This is a genomic window from Afifella sp. H1R, from assembly GCF_021462425.1.
In the GTDB taxonomy this organism is placed as follows: Bacteria; Pseudomonadota; Alphaproteobacteria; order Rhizobiales; family Afifellaceae; genus Afifella; species Afifella aestuarii.
In genome coordinates this window covers 289,752-309,670 of the sequence record NZ_JAKEDY010000002.1, presented here as the reverse complement: position 1 = coordinate 309,670, position 19,919 = coordinate 289,752, and the positions used below count along the sequence as shown (strand labels likewise).

Here is a 19,919-nt window from a genome sequence, read left to right as displayed (position 1 = left end):
GTAGGGCATGGGCTGGGGTAGGCGTGAGGACGAGGGCGGAAGGCGCGGCTGGGGTTATCGGCCGAAATGGCATGGCGCATTGCTGGCCAGTGCCGCGTCGCTGGCGCTGTCCGCTCCGGGCTTTGCGCAGGAGGCGGCGGTCGCAGAGCGTGACGCGTCCGAGGCTGCGCAGGAGGCCCAGCCGAAGGTGACGACGCTCGACGAGATCACCGTCATCAGCCGCACCGGCGAAAGCGCCATCGAGACCATGGCATCGGTGAGCCGGCTCGGCCAGGAAGAGCTCGATCGCAAGATGGCGACGACGCCGCTCGAAATGCTGCAGGGCGTGCCGGGTGTTGCCGTCCAGGCCGATTCGAGCCGCCTGAGCTCCTCCGTCAACATTCGCGGCCTGCAGGATTTCGGCCGCGTCGCCGTCATCGTCGACGGGGCGCGCCAGGATTTTCAGCGCTCAGGACACGGCACGCAGAGCACCTTTTGGATCGACCCGATGCTGGTGAAGCAGGTCGATGTCATCCGCGGTCCCGTCGCCAACACCTATGGCTCCGGCGCGATCGGCGGCGTCGTCATGTTCGAGACCAAGGATGCGCGCGATTTTCTGAAGGAATGGGAGCGATACGCCATTTCCTTCACCGGTCAGTACGAGACCAACGGCAATGGCTGGACGATGAGCGGGACGGGGGCCGCCCGCATCAACGACAATATCGACGTTCTCGGCAATCTCGTCTGGCGCGACTATTCCGAATATGACGACGGCCATGGCGACGAGGTGTCGGGCACCGGCTTCGACGTCTTGAGCGGCATGCTGAAGACGAGCATCCGCCCGAACGATTACAGCGAGCTGCGTCTCGGCTGGATCGGCACCGACGACGGCTGGGAGGAACGATCCGGCGCCTCCGATCTCGATCTGACGCAGAACACGCTGACGGCGCGCTACGCGCTCGACGACCCGGACAATCCCTGGATCGACCTCCACATCAACGGCTCCTGGAACCAGGCGAAGCTCGACCAGGAATATCTGACGGATGTGCGCCAGTTCGACCCCGTGACGGGCGAGGTGATCAACGTTCCGGCGGGCTCCAAGACCAGCTACGATCTCGACACCTACGGGATCGATCTGTGGAACACGTCGCGCTTCGACACCGGCGCGCTGGCGCACGAGCTCACCTATGGCGGCGACTGGCTGAAAGACGAGGTGACGACATCGAGCCCGCTTGGCGGCAGCGATGTCTATACGCCCTCCGGGGATCGCAAGGTGTGGGGCGCCTATGTCCAGGACAAGCTCACCTGGCACTGGTTCGAGGTCATCGGCGCCCTGCGCTACGACAGCTATGAACTCGACGGCACGGATGTCGACAGCGACGGCGACCGGCTGTCGCCGCGCCTGACCGTCGGCGTCTCGCCCTTCGAAGGGCCGGTCCTCGGCGGGCTGCAGGTCTACGGCACCTACGCGGAAGGCTACCGCTCGCCGACGACGACGGAGACCCTGATCAGCGGTCTGCATCCTTCAGGCGTCGCCTTTCCCTTCCTGCCCAATGCCGATCTGCGCCCGGAGACCGGCAAGACCTGGGAATTCGGCGTCAACTATCGGCGCGATTCGCTCTTCGTCGCCGACGATCGGCTGCGCCTGAAGGCCGCCTATTTCAACAACGACGTCGACGATTTCATCGACGGGCAGACGCTGTCGGCCTTCGATCCGACGAGCGGCTGTCCGCTGCGGCCGGATTTGTTGGGCAGCCCGACCTATGCGCCGATCTGCTTCCAGTACCAGAACTTCGCCGAGGCGCGGCTGCACGGCTTCGAGCTCGAAGCCGCCTACGATGCCGGCTGGATTTTCGGCGGCCTGACGGCCTCCATCATCGACGGCTGGCGCAAGGCGGATGGGGTCAAGGAAGACATCGTCTCCATTCCGGCGTCGCAGCTCGGCGGCTCTCTCGGCTTTCGCCTGCTCGAACAGCGCCTCAGCTTCGGTGGCGAGGTGGAGCACAACATCGCCCCGGACGGGGCGGAATACGCCAAGGATTATACGCTCGTGAACGCTTTTGCGCGCTACGACGTGAACGAGAACTTCCGCGCCAGCCTGCGTGCGGAGAACCTTTTCGATGTGCGCTACGCCAATCCGCTCAACGCGACCACGACGTCGGTCGTCTACGAGCCCGGCTTGAGCGTGAAGCTCGGCGCCACATTGCGTTTCGGTGGCTGACTCGGACGGCCAGCCGCCGGACAGAGGAGGCCCGCGGGGACGGTGAGGCTCATCCCCGCGGGCCTTCCGCAGCCGCTTTAAGCGGCCGCAAAGATGAGAATTGGGGGCAGAGATGGAGAGCGTTCAGATCACGGCGCCGGCCGCGCGGCGCATGCAGGAATTCTTCGCCGCCGAAGACGGCACGCCGCTGCGCAACGCCTTTGGTGCAAAGCGCGTGGTGCATCCCTCCTTCGGCGCGCAGAGGGTGCCGGAGGAGAGCCGGGAGGCGACGTGGCGGGAGCTCACCCGCCGGCCGCGCGCCCGCAACGGCGTCGCCTATCTGCACGTACCGTTCTGCGAAAACCATTGCCTGTTCTGCGGCTTCTATCAGAACGCCTGGAGACCGGAGGCCGGCCCCGCTTATGTCGACGCGCTGATTGCGCATTTGAAGCGCGATGCCGATCTGCCCTATCAGGCGGAAGGCGCGCTCGACGCGGTCTATTTCGGTGGCGGCACGCCGACCGTCCTCTCGGCGCCCGATCTTTCCCGGCTCATCACCGCGGTGCGCACATATCTGCCGCTCGCGCCCGATTGCGAGATCACGGTGGAGGGGCGGCCGCGCAGCTTCGATGACGACAAGATCGCGGCGATTTTCGACGCCGGTGCCAACCGCGTCTCGCTCGGGGTCCAGACCTTCGACACGCGCCTCCGCCGCTCGCTCGGCCGGCGCGCCTCGCGCGAGGAGCTGATCGCGTTTCTCGACCGGCTGGTGAAAGCCGATGGCGGCGCGATCGTCGTCGATCTCATCTATGGTCTGCCCGGCCAGACCCTCGAGGCCTTTCGCAACGACGTGGAGACGGCGATCGCCATCGGTCTCGACGGGGCGGATGTCTATTCGTTGAAGCTCATCCCGCATGCGCCGCTGCGGGCCGCGATCGACAAAGGCAAGTTCCCGCCGATGGACCGCGCCGAATTCGGCCTCTTTTATGCCGAAGCGAGCGAGGTGTTTGAACGGGCGGGCTGGCATTCGATCTCCACGACGCATTGGCGGCAAGGCGAACGCGAGCGCAACATCTACAACCACGCCGTCAAATCGGGGGCGGAATGCCTCGCGTTCGGGGCGGGCGCCGGAGGCTCTCTCGGCGGCTATTCCTATGGCATCGGCGATGATCTGCGCGCCTATCAGGAGGCGATCTCAGCGGGTCATTGCGTTGTCGGCCGGCTGACGCGGCAGCCGGAGAACCACGACCTCTTCAGCCTGATCAAGAGCGAGATGGAGCTCGGGCGGCTCAACGTCGCCTGGCTGTCGGCGCAGCTCGAACGCCGCGCCGGGCTTGAAGGCGACGTCGTGCTCGCGCCCCTCTTCGCCCAATGGCAGCGGGCGGGGCTGGTCGAGGCGGACAAGAGCCGGCTCCGCCTGACGCTCGCCGGCCGCTTCTGGCAGGTGACGCTGACGCAGAACCTGTTGGAATGGCTTCAGGCGCAATTGTGCGAGGCCGAGACGGCGGGCGGATGACGCGCCGGCCGCCGAAAGGCCGGCACGCCCTCAGGCGCGCTCGAAGCCGCGGCGGCGATCGAAATCCGTGACGATGCGGTCGGCCTCGTGCTGCTCCCAGCGCGCGCTATGGAGGTAATGCTCGATCACCTCCTCGCCAAAAGCTTCGCGCAGCATTGTGGAGCCTTCGAGCGCGGCGATCGCCTCGCGCAGCGTCTTCGGAACGTCGCGATCCGCGCGGTCGTCGGCGCTGTAGGCGTCGCCCAGAAACACCTCTTCGAGCGGCATATTCTTTTCGATGCCGTCGATCCCGGCCGCGATCAGGGCCGCGAAGGCGAGGTGAGGATTGAGATCGGCCCCGCCGATCCGGCATTCGATGCGGATCGCCTTGCCGTTTTCGCCGCACAGACGGTAGCCGGCGGTGCGGTTGTCGAGCGACCACAAGACCCGCGTCGGCGCGAACGTGCCGGCCGTGAAGCGCTTGTAGGAATTGACGTAGGGCGCCAGGAAATAGGTGATCTCGCGGGTATGGGCGAGGAGGCCCGCCACATAGGCGCGCATCGTCTTCGACATGCCGTGTTCGCCGTCCGGGTCGAAGAAGACCGGCTCGCCCGACAAACTCGTCAGCGATTGATGGATGTGCGAAGAATTGCCGGCATGATCGGTGTCCCACTTCGCCATGAAGGTGATGGCGCGGCCCTTCTGCCAGGCGATCTCCTTGACCGCATTCTTGATGATGGCGTGGCGGTCGGCCATCGTCAGCGCATCCGAATAGCGGACGTTGATTTCGCCCTGGCCGGCATCCGCCTCGCCCTTGGTCGCTTCCACCGGCACGTCGGTGCCGGCGAGGCTGTTGCGGATGGCGCGCATGACATCTTCCTCTTTGGAGCTCTGGAAGATGTTGTAATCGCCGTTATAGGCGCTGAAGGTGTTGAGCTTCTGGAAGGCGGACGCTTCCGCCTCTTCATAGCTCTCCCGGAACATGAAGAATTCGAGCTCCGAGGCGGTCATGGCGCGAAGGCCCAGCGCCTCCAGGCGCTTCAGCTGCTTCTTCAACAGCGCGCGCGGCGAATGCGGCACCTCCTCCAAGGTTTGCGGATCGAGGACGTCGCAGATGACGAGCGCCGTCGCTTCGAGCCAGGGCACACGCCTGAGGGTCGCAAGATCCGGCCTCATGACGTAATCGCCGTAGCCCGTCACCCAGTTCACCGACCGGTAGCCCTCGACGGTGGTCATTTCGAGATCGGTCGCCTGCAGGTAGCTGCAGGAGCGGCTCTCCTTCCAGGCGTGGTCGAGGAAGAAATCGACATGAAAGCGCTTGCCCATGAGGCGCCCCTGCATGTCGATCTGCGCGGAGAGGACCGTATCGATCTCCCCGGCCGCAGCAAGGGCCCTCAATTCCTCCAAAGTGAGCCTGCCGCTCATGCCGGTTTCCTCTGTGTTATCTGTGCCGTGGCGGGGATCATCCGCCGCGCGGACCTGAAAGCGTCGCCTGTGTGCCCTGCGGGACGATTGACGATGCCGCGGACCACGCCCTATCCACCAGCCAGCCGCCTCCCGCAAGCCTTGCAGGCACGTCCCTTCGTAGGGCCTTTGCGGTGCTGGCCGGGCCGCACGAAGGAGGCAGAGAAGGCGCATGTCCAAGACCACCCAGGCGACGCTGGCGCTGAAGCGGGCGGGCGTCGCCTTCGCCGTGCATCTTTACGAATATCATCCCGACGCGGCGCGCATCGGCCTGCAGGCGGCCGAGGCGATCGGCGCCGCGCCGGAGCGCGTGCTGAAGACGCTGATGGTGGAGGTCGATGGCAAGCCCGTCTGCACCGTCATTCCCTCCGACCACGAGCTCAGCATGAAGAAGGTCGCGGCGGCCTTCGGCGGCAAGCATGCGGAGATGATGAAGCCGGAGGCGGCGGAGCGGCTGACCGGCTTCCATGTCGGCGGCATCAGCCCCTTCGGGCAGAAGCGCAAGGTGCCGGCCGCGATCGAAGAGGCGGCGATGGCGCATGAACAGGTCATCATCAATGGCGGCCAGCGCGGCGTCATGGTGGAGCTCGCACCGGCCGATGCGCTCAAAGCCCTTGGCGCCAAGGCGGCGGCGCTGATTGCCTGACCGCGTTCCGGTTGCGGGAAGCGGTGGACGAGGCGGTAGGCAGGGCGCGGCCGGCATGCTAGACAAGTTCCTCTTTCGTTCCTGACGGAGCCGTTGATGGTCCGACGCGCCGGCAGTGCCGATCTGCCGCTTCACAATGGCCGTGTCCCGGCCTGGCTCGGGCAGAGGATGACGGCGCTCGGCACGGTGATGACGGAGGCGATCGTCCACCATTACGGCCGCGACGAATTTCTGCGCCGGCTCTCCCATCCCTTCTGGTTTCAGTCCTTCGGCGCCGTCATGGGGATGGACTGGCATTCCTCAGGCATCACCACCTCCGTCATCGGCGCCTTGAAGCGCGGGCTCGCGCCGCTTTCGGGCGAGCTCGGGCTGCATGTTTGCGGCGGGCGCGGCCGGCATTCGCGCAAGACCCCCGACGAACTCGTTTCGATCGGTGGGCGTGTCGGCTTCGACGGGACGGCGCTTTCGCGCGCGAGCCGCCTTGTCGCCAAGGTCGACAGCGCCGCGCTGCAGGACGGGTTCGACCTCTATCTGCACGGTTTTATCGTCACCGACGACGGCAAATGGGTGGTCATTCAGCAGGGGATGAACGGCGAGACGCGTCTGGCGCGCCGCTATCACTGGTTGTCGGAAGACCTGACGAGTTTCGTCGATGCGCCGCATGCGGCGATCGAAGGCCGCAATCAGGGCAGAATCGTCAATCTCGCCGACCGCCGCGCGGCCGCCTCGCGCGAGCGCCAGATCGATCTTCTGCGCGATGTCGGCGTCACCGGCATCGTCCGCGAATTTGCCGCCCTCGAGGGCAGGCCCGAGCCTTCGGCGGCCGAGGAAGAAGCGCCGCTTCTGCCGCATCTCATAATGCCCGCGCACCACGATGTGCGCCCGAAAGATGTGGTGAGCCGGCGCCTCCATGGGGCGCTGGCCGCCGCCGCCGAATGCGGGCCGCAGGATTTTTCCGAGCTGCTTCTGACGCCGGGCGTCGGCGCCCGCACGGTGCGCTCGCTCGCCATGGTGGCGGAGGTGGTGCATGGCGCGCCCTGCCGCTTCACCGATCCCGCCCGCTTCTCGCTCGCCCATGGCGGCAAGGACCGGCATCCCTTTCCGGTGCCCACAAAAGTCTATGACGAGACGATCCGCGTCATGCGGCGGGCCGTCGATCGGGCAAAGCTCGGCCAGGACGACAAGCTCGACGCGATCAAGCGCCTCGACCGCGAGGCAAGGCGGCTCGAAGCCGTGGCGGACGGCCCGACGCTTGCCGAATATACCGGCGAAGAGATGCGCCATGCGGTCGCCTATGGCGGGCGCAGCGTCTTCGGCTGGGAAAGCGAGGTGCAGGCGGCGGCACGGCGGCCGGGGAACGCCAGGAGCGAAGGCGCGCCCGCGGCCAAGCCCGCGCGCGGAAAGAAGGCGGCGCGCGGAAAGAAGGCGGCGCCTCCGGCGGGCGATCTCTTTGCGGACGATCTTTTCTCCGCTGATTCTTCTGGGGCTGATCTTTCGAGCGCCGCGCCCGCGCGAGGCCGGCGACGGCGCTCTGGCTGAGCGTGACCCTTGCGCGAGGGACGGAGGCTGCCGCCGCGACACCGATGCGCTATGGAACGGGGCGCAATCTAAGGCGCAGGCAAGCGGAGAGGACGATTTTGACCACCATCTACGGCATCAAGAACTGCACGACGATGAAGAAGGCGCGCGCCTGGCTCGACGAACATCAGGTCGATTACGCCTTCCACGATTACAAGACGGCGGGGATCGAGGAGCCGCGGCTTCAGGGCTGGGCGGATAGGGCCGGCTGGGAGAAGCTCCTGAACCGCGCCGGCACGACGTTCCGCAAGCTGCCGGACGAGAAGAAGGCGGATCTCGATCGCGACAAGGCGATCGCGCTGATGCTGGAGCAGCCCTCGATGATCAAACGCCCGGTTCTGGAGGCGCCCACCGGGCTTCTCGTCGGCTTCAAGCCGGAAGAATACGAAAAAGCGCTCGGGTGAGAGAACGCCTTCCGCCGTCGATGCGGCCGGGGCCGTGCCGGCGGAGGGCGTTACGAGACCCGGCGTTGCCTGGCTTTCGCGGCGGGTGAGGCCCGCTCATCTGTCGGCGTAGTCGAGATTGCCGAAGACGCGCTGATCGAAGAGGCGTGCGCAGGCGCCATCGCAACGATCAATCGCCGTGAGTGCGGTGCCGATCGTGTGGATGGAAGACACCAGGATGACGATCAGGGTGCCGGCTGCCGTCATGCGCCAGGCGACGAGATAATAATCGCTGCGAATATGCCTGGCCTCGTCGAGCTCGGGGGCCGTGCGGTCGCCGTCGGACCATTTGAGATGGATGACCCTGAGCAGGCAGAGGGAGGACAGCAACAGGAGAATGAAGACGACGTCGAGCGACAGGTGAAGAAAATTGAGCGGGATATAGCCGAGCCAGATGGAGAGGGCCGCAAGCAGGATGGCATTGAACGACAGAAGGCAGGACGCCTTCCCATCCAATATGGTCAAAAGCTCATATTGGTGCGTCAGGAAGCTTCCCGTGTCGTTGTGCAAGGCGACCTCCGGCAAGGCTCAGCAAGGCATTTGAATAATAAATTAGAAAAATATTAATAAATGTGGCGCCCCCGCACAAGATTGCCTCTGCCCCGCCGTTCGCGGTGCACGCCATCCGGTGCGAGGCCGTCTTGAGTTTTTCCGCACGCGTCAGAATCGGATCACGGCAGCTGCGGCCACATTGAGCCGGGTGCGAAGTGCCTGAAACTGTCGAGAGGGAGACGGGAGAATGGTGCCCAGGGGCGGATTCGAACCACCGACACGCGGATTTTCAGTCCGCTGCTCTACCAACTGAGCTACCTGGGCATGGCCGGCGAGGCGAAGAGCCTCCGGCGGCTCGGGCGATCAGCCCGAAGCGATCGGCCTTATAGGAGACGTCGCCGCCGCTGTCCAGCCGTCTGGCGCGTTAAGGCGCGGATCGTTGTCGCGTCGCCGTCGGCACGCTTTTGGCAGCGCGGCGGGGGCCGCCCTTAAAGCTAATTTTACGCCGCTGCGTCCAAGGAGAGTGCGGGGGGCAGCGAAGCGATGGGCGATCTCGCAAAGCCGAAAGACGTGGGAGCCGGGGTGGCCGAGAGGGCCAACCCGATCGAGGCGAGCCGGAAGGGGCCGGAGGCCGAGGCGCGAAGGCCGCAAAGCCTCGTCGTCGCTCTGCCGGGTGTCGATCTCCGTACGGTCATCGAAACCATCGCGCTTCTGCGGTCGCTCGACGGCCAGCCGGGCCTTGATCCCTTCAATCGCCGGCCGGAGCAGGCCCTGAGCTGAGCCGCGCGACCCGCGCCTCTTTTGCGGGCCGCAACGAAATCTGCTGCGATCCCCACAGAAAAATCGGGTTCACGGGAAAATTCGTCACACCCTGTGATCGTCTGCGGGTTCCCTCCGAGGGGGCGAGCGCGGGCGCCACGGCCGAACGAGACCGTGCGCTTTTTCAACGAACTGCCCTTTGTTTCAGATCGCTTCTAAGATCTGCCTGCCGCGTCCGCAGTCGCCTCTTGCGGGAGGTCAGAGAACGCTCGCGCGGCGGATGGCGTTGAAATTGCCGCCGAAGCCCCGCATAACCTTAACAAATTCTTGAGCGGAAGACGGGGCAATGGCGGCGCATCTATTCGCTGTACCAAAAGAAGTTGAAGATACAGAGCGGTCCGTCTTCAGCGTCACGGCCGACGCCTTCTCCGTGAAGGTCACCGCGGATGGCGATGCGTTCTTCTTCGTCCGTCTTGAAAAGACTGGCCGCGGCGAGGTGGTGGTCTCCGACTTCGTGGGGGGATCGCAGGCGGAAGAGGATTTGATCCTCGCGCTCGACTACGCCCTCAGCGAATTGCGCGCCGAGGAGCTGGAGCGGCTGATTTTCCGCGATCTCGTGCCCTGCGGCATGGAGGACGGGCGTTTCGGCTACAAGCTGGAGCGGGCGAGCGAGCTTGCCAAACGCGCCAGCGATCGCCTCGCGAAGCGGCATGGCTGCACCGTCCGCTCCTTCGCGGTCGAACCGCGCGCCGGCAAAATGGACGCACATGTGGGCTTTGCCGCCGCCTGAGCGGCGCAACCGACCGGTTCATCCGAAAGAGCCCCGATATCAGGCCTGAGGCGACGCCCCGGCCTCAATCCTCGTCGTCGCTGCCGCCAGGCTCCCGAACGGCCTCGCCCGGAATGCGATAGGCGCCGCCGAGCCAGCGGTTGAGATCGACCTCGCGACAGCGGGTCGAGCAGAAGGGCGCCTCCTCGGCGCTCGCCGGCTTGCCGCAGATCGGGCAGCGTTCGACGGCAGGGCCGCGACGAGGCCGCGTCGGGCGTGCGCTCATGCCGCAGGCTCCGTCCAGCGTTCGTAGACGTCGAAATGCTCGCCGGCGAGAAGGTTCATGGTTTCAAACAGCGGCAGTCCGACGACATTGGAATAAGAGCCGATGAGTTTCACGACGAAAGCCCCGGCACGGCCCTGGATGGCATAGCCGCCGGCTTTCCCCTGCCATTCGCCCGAAGCGAGATAGATCTCGATCTCGCTGCGCGACAGACGTTTGAAGCGCACGCGGCTTTCCACGAGCTTCTGCCGCGTCGCGCCCTTCGGCGTCAGGAGGCAGATCGCCGTATAGACGCGATGCGCCCGCCCCGAGAGGAGCCTGAGGCAGGCTGCAGCTTCGTCCGTCACTTCCGGCTTCGGCAGAATCCGCCGACCGACCGCCACCACCGTATCGGCGGCGAGCACATAGGCGCCTTCGAGCGCCGGGTCGCGTCTGGCGGCCCGGGCCGCCACCTCCGCCTTGGTCCGGGCGAGCCGCCGCGCCATCGAGCGCGGCAATTCCTTGCGCTCCGGCGTTTCCTCGATGCCGGCGGGCAGAAGGCGATCGGGGATGATGCCGATCTGGTCCAACAGCGCCAGGCGTCGCGGCGAGCCGGAGGCGAGCACAAGGGGGGCGGGGGGTTGCTTGTGGCGGTTCATTGGCCGTGGCGGCTTAAATCCTGCGCGCGGAGGCCGAAAGGCCGTCCGCAGCGGGCTATTTGTAGCGGTATGTGATGCGCCCCTTGGTCAGATCGTAGGGCGTCATCTCGACAAGCACCTTGTCACCGGCGAGCACGCGAATGCGGTTTTTGCGCATACGCCCGGCGGTGTGGGCAATAATCTCGTGGTCGTTTTCCAGCTTCACTCGGAAGGTGGCGTTGGGCAAAAGCTCAGTGACGACACCGGGAAATTCCAAAACCTCTTCTTTGGCCATCAATCACCTTGGGTTAGATTGGCGAGGATACGTACCCCAAACGTTTCAGCGTGTGAACCGGTTCTTAAGGGGTCGAGGCCGCTTTCGTCAGCCCTTTCGGGGCTGAACCAGCCTCTGCTCGATGTTTCGGGCAAGCCTGTCCCGCAGTTCGCGGTAGGCGGTGAGGATCTGTTCGCGGCTGCCTGTCGCCTGTGTCGGATCGGGCGTCGGCCAGTATTCGACGTCGATCGCGAGCGTGCGCGTCAGCTCCAGGGCCTGGTGATGCGCTTCCGGCGACAGCGTGATGGCAAGATCGAAATTGAGATCTTCCAGCTCCGCCAGGCTTTTCGGCCGCGACTGGCTGAGCGCCAGCCCCTTTTCGGCGAGAACGGCATCCACGAAAGGATCGCGCCTTCCGGGCATGACCCCGGCAGACGCCACATAGATATGGGGTCCGAGGGCCTCGCGTGCCAGGGTCTCCGCGATCGGCGAGCGCACCGCATTGCGTCCGCACAGAAAAAGGATCGAAGCCGGCTGTGTCGAAGCCTGCGTCGCCACGGGGGTCAGCCCCGCCAGTGCAGCACGCAGACCAGCGTGAACAGGCGGCGTGCCGTGTCGAAATCGACCTCGATCTTGCCTTTCAGGCGCTCCTGAAGGAGGCGGGAGCCTTCGTCATGCACCCCGCGACGCCCCATATCGATCGCCTCGATGCGCCTCGGCGAGCCGCTCTTGATGGCGTCGTAATAGCTTTCGCAGATGACGAAATAGTCTTTGACGATCTTGCGGAACGGCGACAGCGACAGAATGTGCGTCATCACCGGCGTGTCGTCTTCCTTGCGGATGTCGAAGACGAGGCGCCGTTCGGCGATCGCCAGATTGAGCTTGTAGGGGCCTTCCTCCTTGCAGACGGGGGCGAACGAATTCTCGTCGATCAGATCGAAGATGGCGACGGCGCGCTCGTGCTCGATATCGGGCGGGCCACGCCCGATCGATTCATCCAGATGGACAGCGACGAGCCGGTTCTTCTGCCCCGCATTCGCCATCACCCGGCCGCCTCACCGATTCATTCGGATGGTGAGGGCGCGCGCATGCGCCTCCAGACCCTCCGCACGCGCCAGCGCGATCGCGGCCGGGCCGAGATCGGAAAGCGCCGAAGGCGGGCAGGAGAGGATGGAGCTGCGCTTCATGAAATCGAGCACCGACAGGCCCGAGGAGAAGCGCGCCGAGCGCCCGGTCGGCAGGACGTGGTTGGAACCGCCGACATAATCGCCGATCACTTCCGGCGTGAAGCGCCCGAGGAAGATCGCGCCGGCATGGCGGATCTTCGGCAGAAGCCGCTCCGGATCGTCGATGGCGATCTCCAGATGCTCCGCCGCGATGCGGTCGGCGAGCTTTGCCGCTTCGTCGAAATGCTTGACCGTGATGACGGCGCCGAAATCGCGCCAGCTCGCCTCGGCGATCTCGCGGCGCGGCAGGAGTGCCGCCTGGCGATCGACTTCTTTCGCGACGGCGTCGCCGAAGGCCTGATCGTCCGTGACGAGGATCGACTGCGCCACCTTGTCGTGCTCGGCCTGCGACAAAAGGTCGGCGGCGAGCCAGGCCGGATCGTTTTCGGCATCGGCGATGACGAGGATTTCGGACGGCCCGGCGATCATATCGATGCCGACCGTGCCGAAGACACGCCTCTTGGCGGCGGCCACATAGGCATTGCCGGGGCCGACGATGATGGAGACGGGCCTGATCATCTCCGTGCCGTAGGCAAGCGCGGCGATCGCCTGCGCCCCGCCGACGCGGTAGATTTCATCGACGCCGGCAAGCTCGGCCGCGACGAGAACGAGCGGGTTGAAGACGCCGTCGGGCGTCGGCACCGTCATGGCGAGCCGTTCGACGCCGGCGACCTTCGCCGGCACGGCGTTCATGATCACCGAGCTCGGATAGGCGGCGGTGCCGCCGGGGACGTAGAGGCCGGCGGAATCGACCGCCGTCCAGCGCGTGCCGAGCGTGACGCCGAGCGCATCTTCATGGTGCGTATCCTCCGGCATCAGCCGCTCCTGGCCGGCTTTGAGCCGGTCGCGGGCGAGCGTCAGCGCCTCGAGCACGTCTTTCGGGCAGTCCTCGACCGCGCGCTCGATCTCCGCGCGGCTGATCGCGGTGCCGCGGGCCTCGAGATCGACCTTGTCGAAGCGCGCCGTGAGCTCCGCGAGCGCGTCGTCGCCGCGGGCGCGCACATCGGCGATGATGTCGCGCACGGCCTCGTCGACCTCTGCGGCCATCTCGCGCTTGGTGGCGAGAAACGCCGCGAAGCGTGTCTCGAAATCTTCATCCGTCGTGGAAAGTCTGAGCGCCATGGATCAAGCCCCGCGATCTTCAGGATGTCATGTGACGCGGCTGGCGCGGCGTCGACCAGGCGGGGCCAAGATCGGCAAGCCGCGCTTCGCAGCATTCGACCTTAAGCTTGATGGCCGCATCGCCGGCAAAGACGAGGGTCACCTCGCCGGCCGGAGCCGCGGTCGGAGCGAATTGCACGGCAAGCAGCGACAGAACGCGTTCGCCATCGTTGCGATCGATGCCGAAGCTTTTCGCCTCTTCCACGCGCTCGAAATGTAGGACGGCGCGCCGCCGTTCGAAGACGCGCGAAAGGGCCCGCCGCTCGGGCGCCGCCTCCCAGGCAAATCGGTTCATCGGGAGGAGGAGGCGCTTTTCCTGCGGCAGCCATTTGATGTCGCCGACCTTCACCACCGCATCCTGAACATACGCGGAGATGATCTGCAGATCTTCCTCGTCCATTGCCATGAGACGCAGACGATCGCTCGAAGCCATGAACCCCTTCCCGATCTGACCTTATTGGCCGCTTCCGTTGTGGCCGCACCGATCTTGGCGAAGCCGCAGGCTCGCGCCTGCCGCTCCGCCATCGCGATACCGGCCCAAATCTCCCTTTTAGGCTCTAGGGCCTCGCCGCGGTGAGGGCAAGGCGCGAACCGGTCCAGGATGCCTCAGGCGCGGACGCGCTCGATCTCGGCGCCGCAGGCGGAAAGCTTCTCTTCGAGGCGCTCGAAGCCGCGGTCGAGATGGTAGACGCGGTTGACCGTCGTCTCACCTTCGGCCGCAAGACCGCCGATGACGAGCGACACGGAGGCGCGCAGATCCGTCGCCATGACCTGTGCCCCCGTCAGCTTCTCCACGCCACGGATGGTCGCCGTCTGCCCGTCGAGACGGATATCGGCCCCGAGACGCGACAATTCCTGCACATGCATGAAGCGATTTTCGAAGATCGTTTCGGTGATGTGCGAGGTTCCGTCCGCCCGCGCCATCAAGGCCATTAGCTGCGCCTGCAGGTCGGTCGGGAAGCCGGGGAAGGGCTGGGTGGTGACTTCGACGGCTTTGAGCGGGCCGCCATTGCGCGCCACGCGGATGCCTTCGTTGGTCTCCGCGATCTCGATGCCGGCGTCGACGAGCGTGTCGAGCGCGGCGCGCAGGAGATCGGGGCGCGCGCCGGTCAACGTCACCTCGCCGCCGGTCGCCGCCACCGCCATGGCGTAGGTGCCGGTTTCGATGCGGTCGGGAAGCACGGAATGCTCCGCCGCGGAGAGCGACGGCACGCCCTCGATGTGGATTTCGCGGGTGCCGGCGCCTTCGATCTGAGCGCCCATCTTCATGAGGCATTCGGCGACATCGACGACTTCCGGCTCGCGTGCGGCGTTTTCGATGACGGTTTCGCCTTTGGCGAGGGCGGCTGCCATCATCACCGTATGCGTCGCGCCGACCGAGACGCGCGGAAAGATCACGCGTCCGCCGACGAGACCTTTTGGCGCGCGCGCCTCCACATAGCCGCCTTCGACGGACAGCTCCGCGCCGAGCGCCTGAAGCCCGTGCAGATAGAAATCGACCGGGCGCGTGCCGATGGCGCAGCCGCCCGGCAGCGACACGCGCGCTTCGCCCATGCGGGCCAAGAGCGGGCCGATCACCCAGAACGAGGCGCGCATGCGCGACACGAGTTCATAGGGCGCTGTCGTATCGACGATCTCGCGGGCGGAAAGCTCCACCGTCTCGCCGGCCACGACCTCATGCGCGGAGCGTTTGCCGCGCACCGTGTGATCGACGCCGTGATTGCCGAGAATGCGCTTCAGCAGGGACACGTCGGCGAGATTCGGCACATTCTTGAGCGTCAGCGTCTCCCGGGAGAGGAGGCTTGCGATCATCAAGGGCAGGGTGGCGTTCTTGGCGCCTGAAATCGGGATCGTCCCGTTCAGGCGATTGCCGCCACGAATGCGAATACAATCCATCAATGCTCCTCTTGCGGCGTCTCGCCCGGGTTCGTCCCGCTTTGCCGCTTACGTCTTGTCGGAAACCGCGTCCGCGGATCGATCCGCCGCAGACCCGTCGCTTGCCGCGCGGGCCTTGTCCTTGCGTCGTTTCAGATTCGCCCTCAGCGCCTCGGCGAGCCTTTGCTCGCGCGCCTTGCGCGCCGCGTCTCGCGCCTCGTTCTTGTCCGGTTTTGCGCCCCGCATCGATCCTTCATAGACGAGCTGCCGCATGCAAGGAAGTCCAGTTGCAATCGGGCGAAAACGAGGCTCGGGCGGGGTGGAGCGGCAGGCCGGGCCCTTGCGTGTTCTGAGGGCAACAGAGCCCGAAACGGCGTCGGCCACGACGGGCTGCCGCAAAGAGCGGCAAAAGGGCGCCATGCCGGGAGAGAGGAACGGACCGAGAGACTGGGAAGACCCGAGAGATTGGAAAGAGCCGAGAGGCCGGAACGGGAGACGAAACGCGGTGCCGAACCTGCGGAGACAGGGCCGTTGCGGCGGCGCAAAGAACGGGCAGAGGCCAGGCCAGGGCCGGGTCCCAGCCGGCGCAGGGGATGACGGCGCCGGCCCAAATTGAGCGGGGGAAAGGCGGCTGGCCTGTGTCGAGCTTGCCTCAGGCGTGAGATTGCGCGCCTTCGCAGTTGCATGGCGCGGGCGCTTGTGGCATGGACCGGGCGCCTGAGGAACGGTTGCGCCGGTCCGGGACGCCCCGCGGGCGCCTTTCGGACGGCACGGTCACCGAAAGCCGCAGTAGCTCAGTGGTAGAGCGCACCCTTGGTAAGGGTGAGGTCGGGAGTTCAATCCTCCCCTGCGGCACCATTGCCAACACGTTGGGTGGCCTGCTTGCCGTAAGGCTCTCTCGCTTATTCTGGGAATTGTGGATGCAGGCGCTCGTCTTCCGGAAGACGCAGCTTCTGGCCGTCGAGCTTCAGCGTCGCGGCTTTGTCCGAGTCCGAGTACGTGCTCAAATCGGGATATTTGTTATTGTACACGATCCGATAGTCGGTTGTTACTCGCATCAGTCCTTGATCAAACAGCAGATGATGGGTCCCGCAGAGGAGCAGCCCGTTTCTGACGTCAAGTTTCTGCTGGGGGCTTGACTGATACCAAGGGACGATGTGCGCTGCGCTGAGAGCCTCTGGGAAGGTTAGGCCGCACATCGCGCAAGCCCCGTCGTAAGCCTCAAGAAGCGCGTGACGAAAGACCTGTTGACCTACGCCCCGATCTGGAACGAGGCGGTAGACGGTCTCTGATTGGTGCGGGTCGGCTAGCAGCTGACCGGTTAACGACTCGAGGCTATCCTCGGGTGTGATCTCGCCAAACGGATTTTTGAGGCTCCGCCAATCGTAGTCGAAGACAGCAGCGTGTGCTCTGTCGAGGTCTTCAATATCCCAAGCGATAAAGCCGGGGCCCGGAACCAGCTCGTTTTTATTTACCACTAGCGCAGTCAAAGGGGGCCGTGCGGTTTCCATGCAGAACGTCTGCACCGGGCCGAGTGCCCGACCTACGTTCAGATTGTTGGTTGGGATCAGAGGTGCCAAATCCTCGTAGTGCAACAGTGAACGGGAAGTTGCTGCTTCGACCAAGGGTTGCCAGATAATCTTTGCCGCATGAAACCAATTCTTGTGACTGGGCATGCCTCAATCTCCCCCACTTACACATCAGTATTTAATGCTGGCTTGATTTGAGCATCCATGGCAAGGCGATTTTTAGATGTTAGTCCAGAAGACGCGTTGTGTCGCAGATGGGATGTGTTCGCCAGGATTGATCAAGAGTTCATGGCCCTGAATTGCTTCGGAAAGCATCCTTCCGGACATGCGGGATTGGAGGGTTCGAGCTTACTCTATGCCCCCCCACATCAGTGGCTTGAGCGCCAATAGGTTCCGGCTGGATAGTGGGACGCGCCCCGTTCGAGAACCAACTAGCGCGAGTTGGTTTGCGCCAGCCTATCCTGTGTGTCGGCGTCGAGGCAGACTACCCCATCACTCCCTCAATCTTCTCTGCGAGCGCAAAGTCTTTTTCCGTCAGGGAATCGGCGTCGTGGGTGCGCAGCGCGACGTCGAGGGTGCCGTATTTGACGGTGAGGTCCGGGTGGTGGTCGGCGGCTTCGGCGAAATGGCCGATGGCGTTTGCGGCGAGCAGGCTTTTGACGAAATTCTTGGTTTTGTAGCTGCGGCAGAGATAGCCGTCTTCGACGCGCCATTCCGGCAGACGTGTCTTGGCTTGTGCGGTGGCGTCGTGATCTGAGAAGCGGCGGGTTTCGGCCATGAAAGGCTCCCTCGGCTGGCCGCGGGGGCCCTCAGCGTCCTACGCGCCGGGCGCCTCCTTGCGGCGGATGATCGTGGTGCCGGCGCGCGCCTTTTCCAGTTCGAGCTTTTCCACCCGAAGCGCGACGATCGCGGCAAGCGGCTCTTCCAGGATCCGGGCGGCGATTTTCTCCGCCAGGGTCTCTACAAGGTCGAAATGCCCTTCGGCGACGATGGTTTCGATCGCATCCGTCAAAGCGTCATAAGAGAGAACGTCGTCGAGCTTCACCGGTTCGCCGGCAGGAGGGGTCGCGCGCGGCCGCGTCGCGACCGTCATGTCGAAGCGCACCTGTTGTGGCCCGTGCCGCTCACGCTGATAGGCGCCGATGCGCACCGGCAGAACGAATTCCGACACGAAGACGAGGTCGGCGCCTTCTTGCGCGGCAAGCCGCAACATGTCTTCGGCTTTGGCCAACATCGGCATCGGTCCTTAGGAGATTGCTGTGAGGTTGCGGCTGAGATTGCGGCGGCTGCGAGGACGCCCGCCCAGGCAGGTTTGTAACCGCTGGATGCTTGAAAGGCTCCACGGAACGCGCCGCCCGATGGCGCTGTGGACAAAGGTGGACGAGCGACCGGCGGCGATGCTCACGCCTGCCGCTCCGGCAGCATGTCCTGAAGGCGCAGGAGAGCGATCTTTTCGACCTCGCGGCAGGCCGTCGCGAATTCCGTCTCCCGGTCATGCGCGAGGCGGTCTTCGAAGGCGGTGCGGATCTCGTCCTTGTTGCGTCCCTTGACCGCCATGATGAAGGGAAATCCGAATTTTTCCCGGTAGCGCCGGTTGAGATCGCGGAAATGCTCGCGTTCTCCGGCATCGAGCTGGTCGAGCCCGGCGGAGGCCTGTTCGGCGGTGGAGGCATCGGTGAGCGCCTGCGCCTCGGCGAGTTTGCCGGCGAGGTCGGGATGGGCTTCGAGCACCGAGAGGCGTTTTTCGGCGCTGGCGGAACGGAAGGCGGCCGCCATTGCGCCGAAGAGGCCGCGTGCCGTGTCATGCGCCGGCCCGAGCTCGCTCTTATAGGTGCGCTTGGCGACCCAGGGCGAGGATTCAAAGACGCTGCCGAAGCGCATCATGAAGGCCTCGCGGCCCATCTGGCTCGGCCGCACGAAACCATGCGGCGGGTGGTGGGCATGCCAGTGGCGGGCGATGTCGATGCGCCGTGCGATCCACACATCGTCGAGGCTCTGGATGTAGCCGAGGAAGCGCTTCAGCGCGGCGAAGCGGCCGGGGCGCCCGGCAAGGCGGCAATGCAGCCCGATCGACAGCATTTTGGGCTCGCCCGCGAGCCCTTCCGCACGCAACGTGTCGAAGGCGTCCTTGAGATAGGTGAAGAAATCGGTGCCCGAGCCGAACCCCTGCGCGGCGACGAAGCGCATGTCGTTGGCTTCGAGCGTGTAGGGGACGATGAGATGCGGGCCCGTCTCCCCCTCCACCCAATAGGGGAGGTCGTCGGCATAGGAATCGGAGGAATAGACGAAACCGCCTTCCTCCATCGCGAGCCGCGCCGAATGTTCAGACGAGCGGCCCGTATACCAGCCGAAGGGGCGTTCGCCGGTTGCCGCCTGATGCAGCGCGATCGCCTTTTCCATATGGACGCGCTCGTCGGCGGCGGAGAAATCCTTGTAGTCGATCCATTTGTAGCCGTGCGAGGCGATCTCCCAATCGGCCTCCTGCATGGCGGCGACAGCCTCCGGATTGCGGGCGAGCGCGGTCGCGACGCCGAAGACCGTGACCGGCACCTGGCGCTGGCTGAACAGCCGCCACAGTCGCCAGAAGCCGGCGCGCGAGCCGTATTCGTAATGCGATTCCATGTTCATGTGGCGCTGGCCAGGCCAGGGCTGTGCGCCGACGATGTCGGAGAGGAAGGCTTCCGAGGCCTCGTCGCCGTGGAGAAGCGCGTTTTCGCCGCCCTCTTCGTAATTGACCACGAACTGGACCGCGATCGCGGCCTCTTGGGGCCAGTTCGCCTTGGGGGGCGTGCGTCCGTAACCGAGGAGATCGCGAGGGTAACGGTTGGAACTGGTCATGATGTCAAATCCGTAGGCTCTTGCCTGAGATGGCCTGCCGCCGGCGAAGGGCTTGCCGCGCGGGCCTTTGCGTTTGCACCCCCGGGCGCTGGCCCGTCAATCCGCTCGCGACCGCACGTGGCGGTCGCGCGAGAGCCTGCCGCGGGATCGAGGCGGGTTTTTCGGACCCTGCGCCTCCCCTCGGCAAGCCCCTCCCGCGCGGAAACGGGCGAGGCGTTGCGCGAAGGGGTTGTGCAAAGAATGGCTGTGGCGCACCTTTGGGCAGAGGGGCAGACAAGATCGCGCGGAGTG

22 protein-coding genes and 2 tRNA genes are annotated in these 19,919 nt (G+C 65.2%); 8 read left to right on the top strand and 16 right to left on the bottom strand.

Annotation, left to right across the window (positions count from 1 at the left end):
- Positions 1-7: 7 nt before the first annotated feature.
- Together L0F51_RS13100 and hutW are read left to right on the top strand one after the other, a co-directional pair.
- Positions 8-2,200, top strand: coding sequence for a TonB-dependent hemoglobin/transferrin/lactoferrin family receptor (locus tag L0F51_RS13100; protein WP_234629662.1), 2,193 nt, complete (start codon positions 8-10; stop codon positions 2,198-2,200).
- A gap of 112 nt (positions 2,201-2,312) precedes the next feature.
- Positions 2,313-3,695, top strand: a complete 1,383-nt coding sequence (gene hutW / locus L0F51_RS13095; protein ID WP_234629661.1) for a heme anaerobic degradation radical SAM methyltransferase ChuW/HutW — start codon at positions 2,313-2,315, stop codon at positions 3,693-3,695.
- A 30-nt stretch (positions 3,696-3,725) separates the two neighbouring features.
- On the opposite strand, the gene L0F51_RS13090 is transcribed toward hutW, so the two are convergent.
- Positions 3,726-5,099, bottom strand: a complete 1,374-nt coding sequence (locus L0F51_RS13090) for a glutamine synthetase family protein (RefSeq protein WP_234629660.1) — start codon at positions 5,097-5,099, stop codon at positions 3,726-3,728.
- 211 nt (positions 5,100-5,310) lie between these two features.
- Here L0F51_RS13090 and ybaK point away from each other — a divergent pair, with 211 nt between their 5' ends.
- From ybaK to L0F51_RS13075, 3 genes are all read left to right on the top strand, one after another.
- Positions 5,311-5,784 (top strand): Cys-tRNA(Pro) deacylase, encoded by a 474-nt coding sequence (ybaK, locus tag L0F51_RS13085; RefSeq protein WP_128292181.1) that lies wholly within the window; start codon positions 5,311-5,313, stop codon positions 5,782-5,784.
- A gap of 96 nt (positions 5,785-5,880) precedes the next feature.
- The gene (locus L0F51_RS13080; protein ID WP_234629659.1) at positions 5,881-7,323 is read left to right on the top strand and encodes a DUF763 domain-containing protein; all 1,443 of its coding nucleotides are present in this window, start codon (positions 5,881-5,883) and stop codon (positions 7,321-7,323) included.
- A gap of 95 nt (positions 7,324-7,418) precedes the next feature.
- Positions 7,419-7,766, top strand: a complete 348-nt coding sequence (locus tag L0F51_RS13075) for an ArsC family reductase (protein WP_234630343.1) — start codon at positions 7,419-7,421, stop codon at positions 7,764-7,766.
- A gap of 96 nt (positions 7,767-7,862) precedes the next feature.
- Here the strand turns inward: L0F51_RS13075 and L0F51_RS13070 are convergent, their stop codons facing one another.
- Positions 7,863-8,315, bottom strand: a complete 453-nt coding sequence (locus L0F51_RS13070) for a hypothetical protein (protein WP_234629658.1) — start codon at positions 8,313-8,315, stop codon at positions 7,863-7,865.
- 230 nt (positions 8,316-8,545) lie between these two features.
- Positions 8,546-8,621, bottom strand: a tRNA-Phe gene (locus L0F51_RS13065).
- A 219-nt stretch (positions 8,622-8,840) separates the two neighbouring features.
- On the opposite strand from L0F51_RS13065, the gene L0F51_RS13060 reads away from it, so the two are divergent.
- Positions 8,841-9,077: a hypothetical protein gene (locus tag L0F51_RS13060; protein ID WP_234629657.1), complete on the top strand. Its 237-nt coding sequence runs from the start codon at positions 8,841-8,843 to the stop codon at positions 9,075-9,077.
- 325 nt (positions 9,078-9,402) lie between these two features.
- Complete coding sequence (locus L0F51_RS13055; RefSeq protein ID WP_234629656.1) at positions 9,403-9,846, top strand: hypothetical protein; 444 nt, start codon at positions 9,403-9,405, stop codon at positions 9,844-9,846.
- Positions 9,847-9,910: 64 nt separating this feature from the next.
- Here the strand turns inward: L0F51_RS13055 and yacG are convergent, their stop codons facing one another.
- The 9 genes from yacG to L0F51_RS13010 form a co-directional block, all read right to left on the bottom strand.
- Entirely contained in the window at positions 9,911-10,111 is a 201-nt protein-coding gene (yacG, locus tag L0F51_RS13050) for a DNA gyrase inhibitor YacG (RefSeq protein ID WP_234629655.1), read from the bottom strand.
- Positions 10,108-10,746, bottom strand: coding sequence for a Maf-like protein (locus tag L0F51_RS13045; RefSeq protein ID WP_128292190.1), 639 nt, complete (start codon positions 10,744-10,746; stop codon positions 10,108-10,110). The genes yacG and L0F51_RS13045 overlap by 4 nt, the downstream gene beginning before the upstream one ends.
- A gap of 55 nt (positions 10,747-10,801) precedes the next feature.
- On the bottom strand, positions 10,802-11,020 hold the full coding sequence (gene infA / locus L0F51_RS13040; RefSeq protein WP_028482718.1) for a translation initiation factor IF-1: 219 nt from the start codon (positions 11,018-11,020) through the stop codon (positions 10,802-10,804).
- Between the two features lie 87 nt (positions 11,021-11,107).
- Positions 11,108-11,566, bottom strand: coding sequence for a low molecular weight phosphatase family protein (locus tag L0F51_RS13035; RefSeq protein WP_255701479.1), 459 nt, complete (start codon positions 11,564-11,566; stop codon positions 11,108-11,110).
- Positions 11,563-12,042, bottom strand: coding sequence for a UPF0262 family protein (locus tag L0F51_RS13030; protein WP_234629653.1), 480 nt, complete (start codon positions 12,040-12,042; stop codon positions 11,563-11,565). Before L0F51_RS13030 ends, L0F51_RS13035 begins: the two co-directional genes overlap by 4 nt.
- Positions 12,043-12,054: 12 nt before the next feature.
- Entirely contained in the window at positions 12,055-13,347 is a 1,293-nt protein-coding gene (gene hisD / locus L0F51_RS13025; protein ID WP_234629652.1) for a histidinol dehydrogenase, read from the bottom strand.
- Between the two features lie 19 nt (positions 13,348-13,366).
- The gene (locus L0F51_RS13020) at positions 13,367-13,819 is read right to left on the bottom strand and encodes a DUF2948 family protein (RefSeq protein WP_234629651.1); all 453 of its coding nucleotides are present in this window, start codon (positions 13,817-13,819) and stop codon (positions 13,367-13,369) included.
- 173 nt (positions 13,820-13,992) lie between these two features.
- A complete protein-coding gene (gene murA, locus L0F51_RS13015) occupies positions 13,993-15,282 on the bottom strand; it encodes a UDP-N-acetylglucosamine 1-carboxyvinyltransferase (RefSeq protein ID WP_234629650.1) in 1,290 nt (429 codons plus the stop codon).
- A 48-nt stretch (positions 15,283-15,330) separates the two neighbouring features.
- Positions 15,331-15,534: a hypothetical protein gene (locus tag L0F51_RS13010; RefSeq protein ID WP_234629649.1), complete on the bottom strand. Its 204-nt coding sequence runs from the start codon at positions 15,532-15,534 to the stop codon at positions 15,331-15,333.
- Positions 15,535-16,044: 510 nt separating this feature from the next.
- Here L0F51_RS13010 and L0F51_RS13005 point away from each other — a divergent pair.
- Positions 16,045-16,119: transfer RNA gene (locus L0F51_RS13005), tRNA-Thr, on the top strand.
- Positions 16,120-16,163: 44 nt separating this feature from the next.
- Here L0F51_RS13005 and L0F51_RS13000 read toward each other — a convergent pair.
- The 4 genes from L0F51_RS13000 to puuE form a co-directional block, all read right to left on the bottom strand.
- Positions 16,164-16,937, bottom strand: a complete 774-nt coding sequence (locus tag L0F51_RS13000) for an HNH endonuclease (protein WP_234629648.1) — start codon at positions 16,935-16,937, stop codon at positions 16,164-16,166.
- Positions 16,938-17,274: 337 nt separating this feature from the next.
- Complete coding sequence (locus L0F51_RS12995; RefSeq protein WP_234629647.1) at positions 17,275-17,568, bottom strand: 4a-hydroxytetrahydrobiopterin dehydratase; 294 nt, start codon at positions 17,566-17,568, stop codon at positions 17,275-17,277.
- Positions 17,569-17,607: 39 nt separating this feature from the next.
- A complete protein-coding gene (locus L0F51_RS12990; protein ID WP_234629646.1) occupies positions 17,608-18,024 on the bottom strand; it encodes a dihydroneopterin aldolase in 417 nt (138 codons plus the stop codon).
- A 167-nt stretch (positions 18,025-18,191) separates the two neighbouring features.
- Positions 18,192-19,628, bottom strand: a complete 1,437-nt coding sequence (puuE, locus tag L0F51_RS12985; RefSeq protein WP_234629645.1) for an allantoinase PuuE — start codon at positions 19,626-19,628, stop codon at positions 18,192-18,194.
- Positions 19,629-19,919 lie beyond the last annotated feature (291 nt).

Bases quoted from the DNA above. Each gene is read 5' to 3' on its own strand.
- L0F51_RS13100 (WP_234629662.1), top strand. From the start codon at position 8: ATGGGCTGGGGTAGGCGTGAGGACGAGGGCGGAAGGCGCGGCTGGGGT.
- hutW (WP_234629661.1), top strand. From the start codon at position 2,313: ATGGAGAGCGTTCAGATCACGGCGCCGGCCGCGCGGCGCATGCAGGAA.
- L0F51_RS13090 (WP_234629660.1), bottom strand. From the start codon at position 5,099: ATGAGCGGCAGGCTCACTTTGGAGGAATTGAGGGCCCTTGCTGCGGCC.
- ybaK (WP_128292181.1), top strand. From the start codon at position 5,311: ATGTCCAAGACCACCCAGGCGACGCTGGCGCTGAAGCGGGCGGGCGTC.
- L0F51_RS13080 (WP_234629659.1), top strand. From the start codon at position 5,881: ATGGTCCGACGCGCCGGCAGTGCCGATCTGCCGCTTCACAATGGCCGT.
- L0F51_RS13060 (WP_234629657.1), top strand. From the start codon at position 8,841: ATGGGCGATCTCGCAAAGCCGAAAGACGTGGGAGCCGGGGTGGCCGAG.
- L0F51_RS13055 (WP_234629656.1), top strand. From the start codon at position 9,403: ATGGCGGCGCATCTATTCGCTGTACCAAAAGAAGTTGAAGATACAGAG.
- yacG (WP_234629655.1), bottom strand. From the start codon at position 10,111: ATGAGCGCACGCCCGACGCGGCCTCGTCGCGGCCCTGCCGTCGAACGC.
- L0F51_RS13045 (WP_128292190.1), bottom strand. From the start codon at position 10,746: ATGAACCGCCACAAGCAACCCCCCGCCCCCCTTGTGCTCGCCTCCGGC.
- infA (WP_028482718.1), bottom strand. From the start codon at position 11,020: ATGGCCAAAGAAGAGGTTTTGGAATTTCCCGGTGTCGTCACTGAGCTT.
- L0F51_RS13030 (WP_234629653.1), bottom strand. From the start codon at position 12,042: ATGGCGAATGCGGGGCAGAAGAACCGGCTCGTCGCTGTCCATCTGGAT.
- hisD (WP_234629652.1), bottom strand. From the start codon at position 13,347: ATGGCGCTCAGACTTTCCACGACGGATGAAGATTTCGAGACACGCTTC.
- L0F51_RS13020 (WP_234629651.1), bottom strand. From the start codon at position 13,819: ATGGCTTCGAGCGATCGTCTGCGTCTCATGGCAATGGACGAGGAAGAT.
- murA (WP_234629650.1), bottom strand. From the start codon at position 15,282: ATGGATTGTATTCGCATTCGTGGCGGCAATCGCCTGAACGGGACGATC.
- L0F51_RS13010 (WP_234629649.1), bottom strand. From the start codon at position 15,534: ATGCGGCAGCTCGTCTATGAAGGATCGATGCGGGGCGCAAAACCGGAC.
- L0F51_RS13000 (WP_234629648.1), bottom strand. From the start codon at position 16,937: ATGCCCAGTCACAAGAATTGGTTTCATGCGGCAAAGATTATCTGGCAA.
- L0F51_RS12995 (WP_234629647.1), bottom strand. From the start codon at position 17,568: ATGGCCGAAACCCGCCGCTTCTCAGATCACGACGCCACCGCACAAGCC.
- L0F51_RS12990 (WP_234629646.1), bottom strand. From the start codon at position 18,024: ATGTTGGCCAAAGCCGAAGACATGTTGCGGCTTGCCGCGCAAGAAGGC.
- puuE (WP_234629645.1), bottom strand. From the start codon at position 19,628: ATGACCAGTTCCAACCGTTACCCTCGCGATCTCCTCGGTTACGGACGC.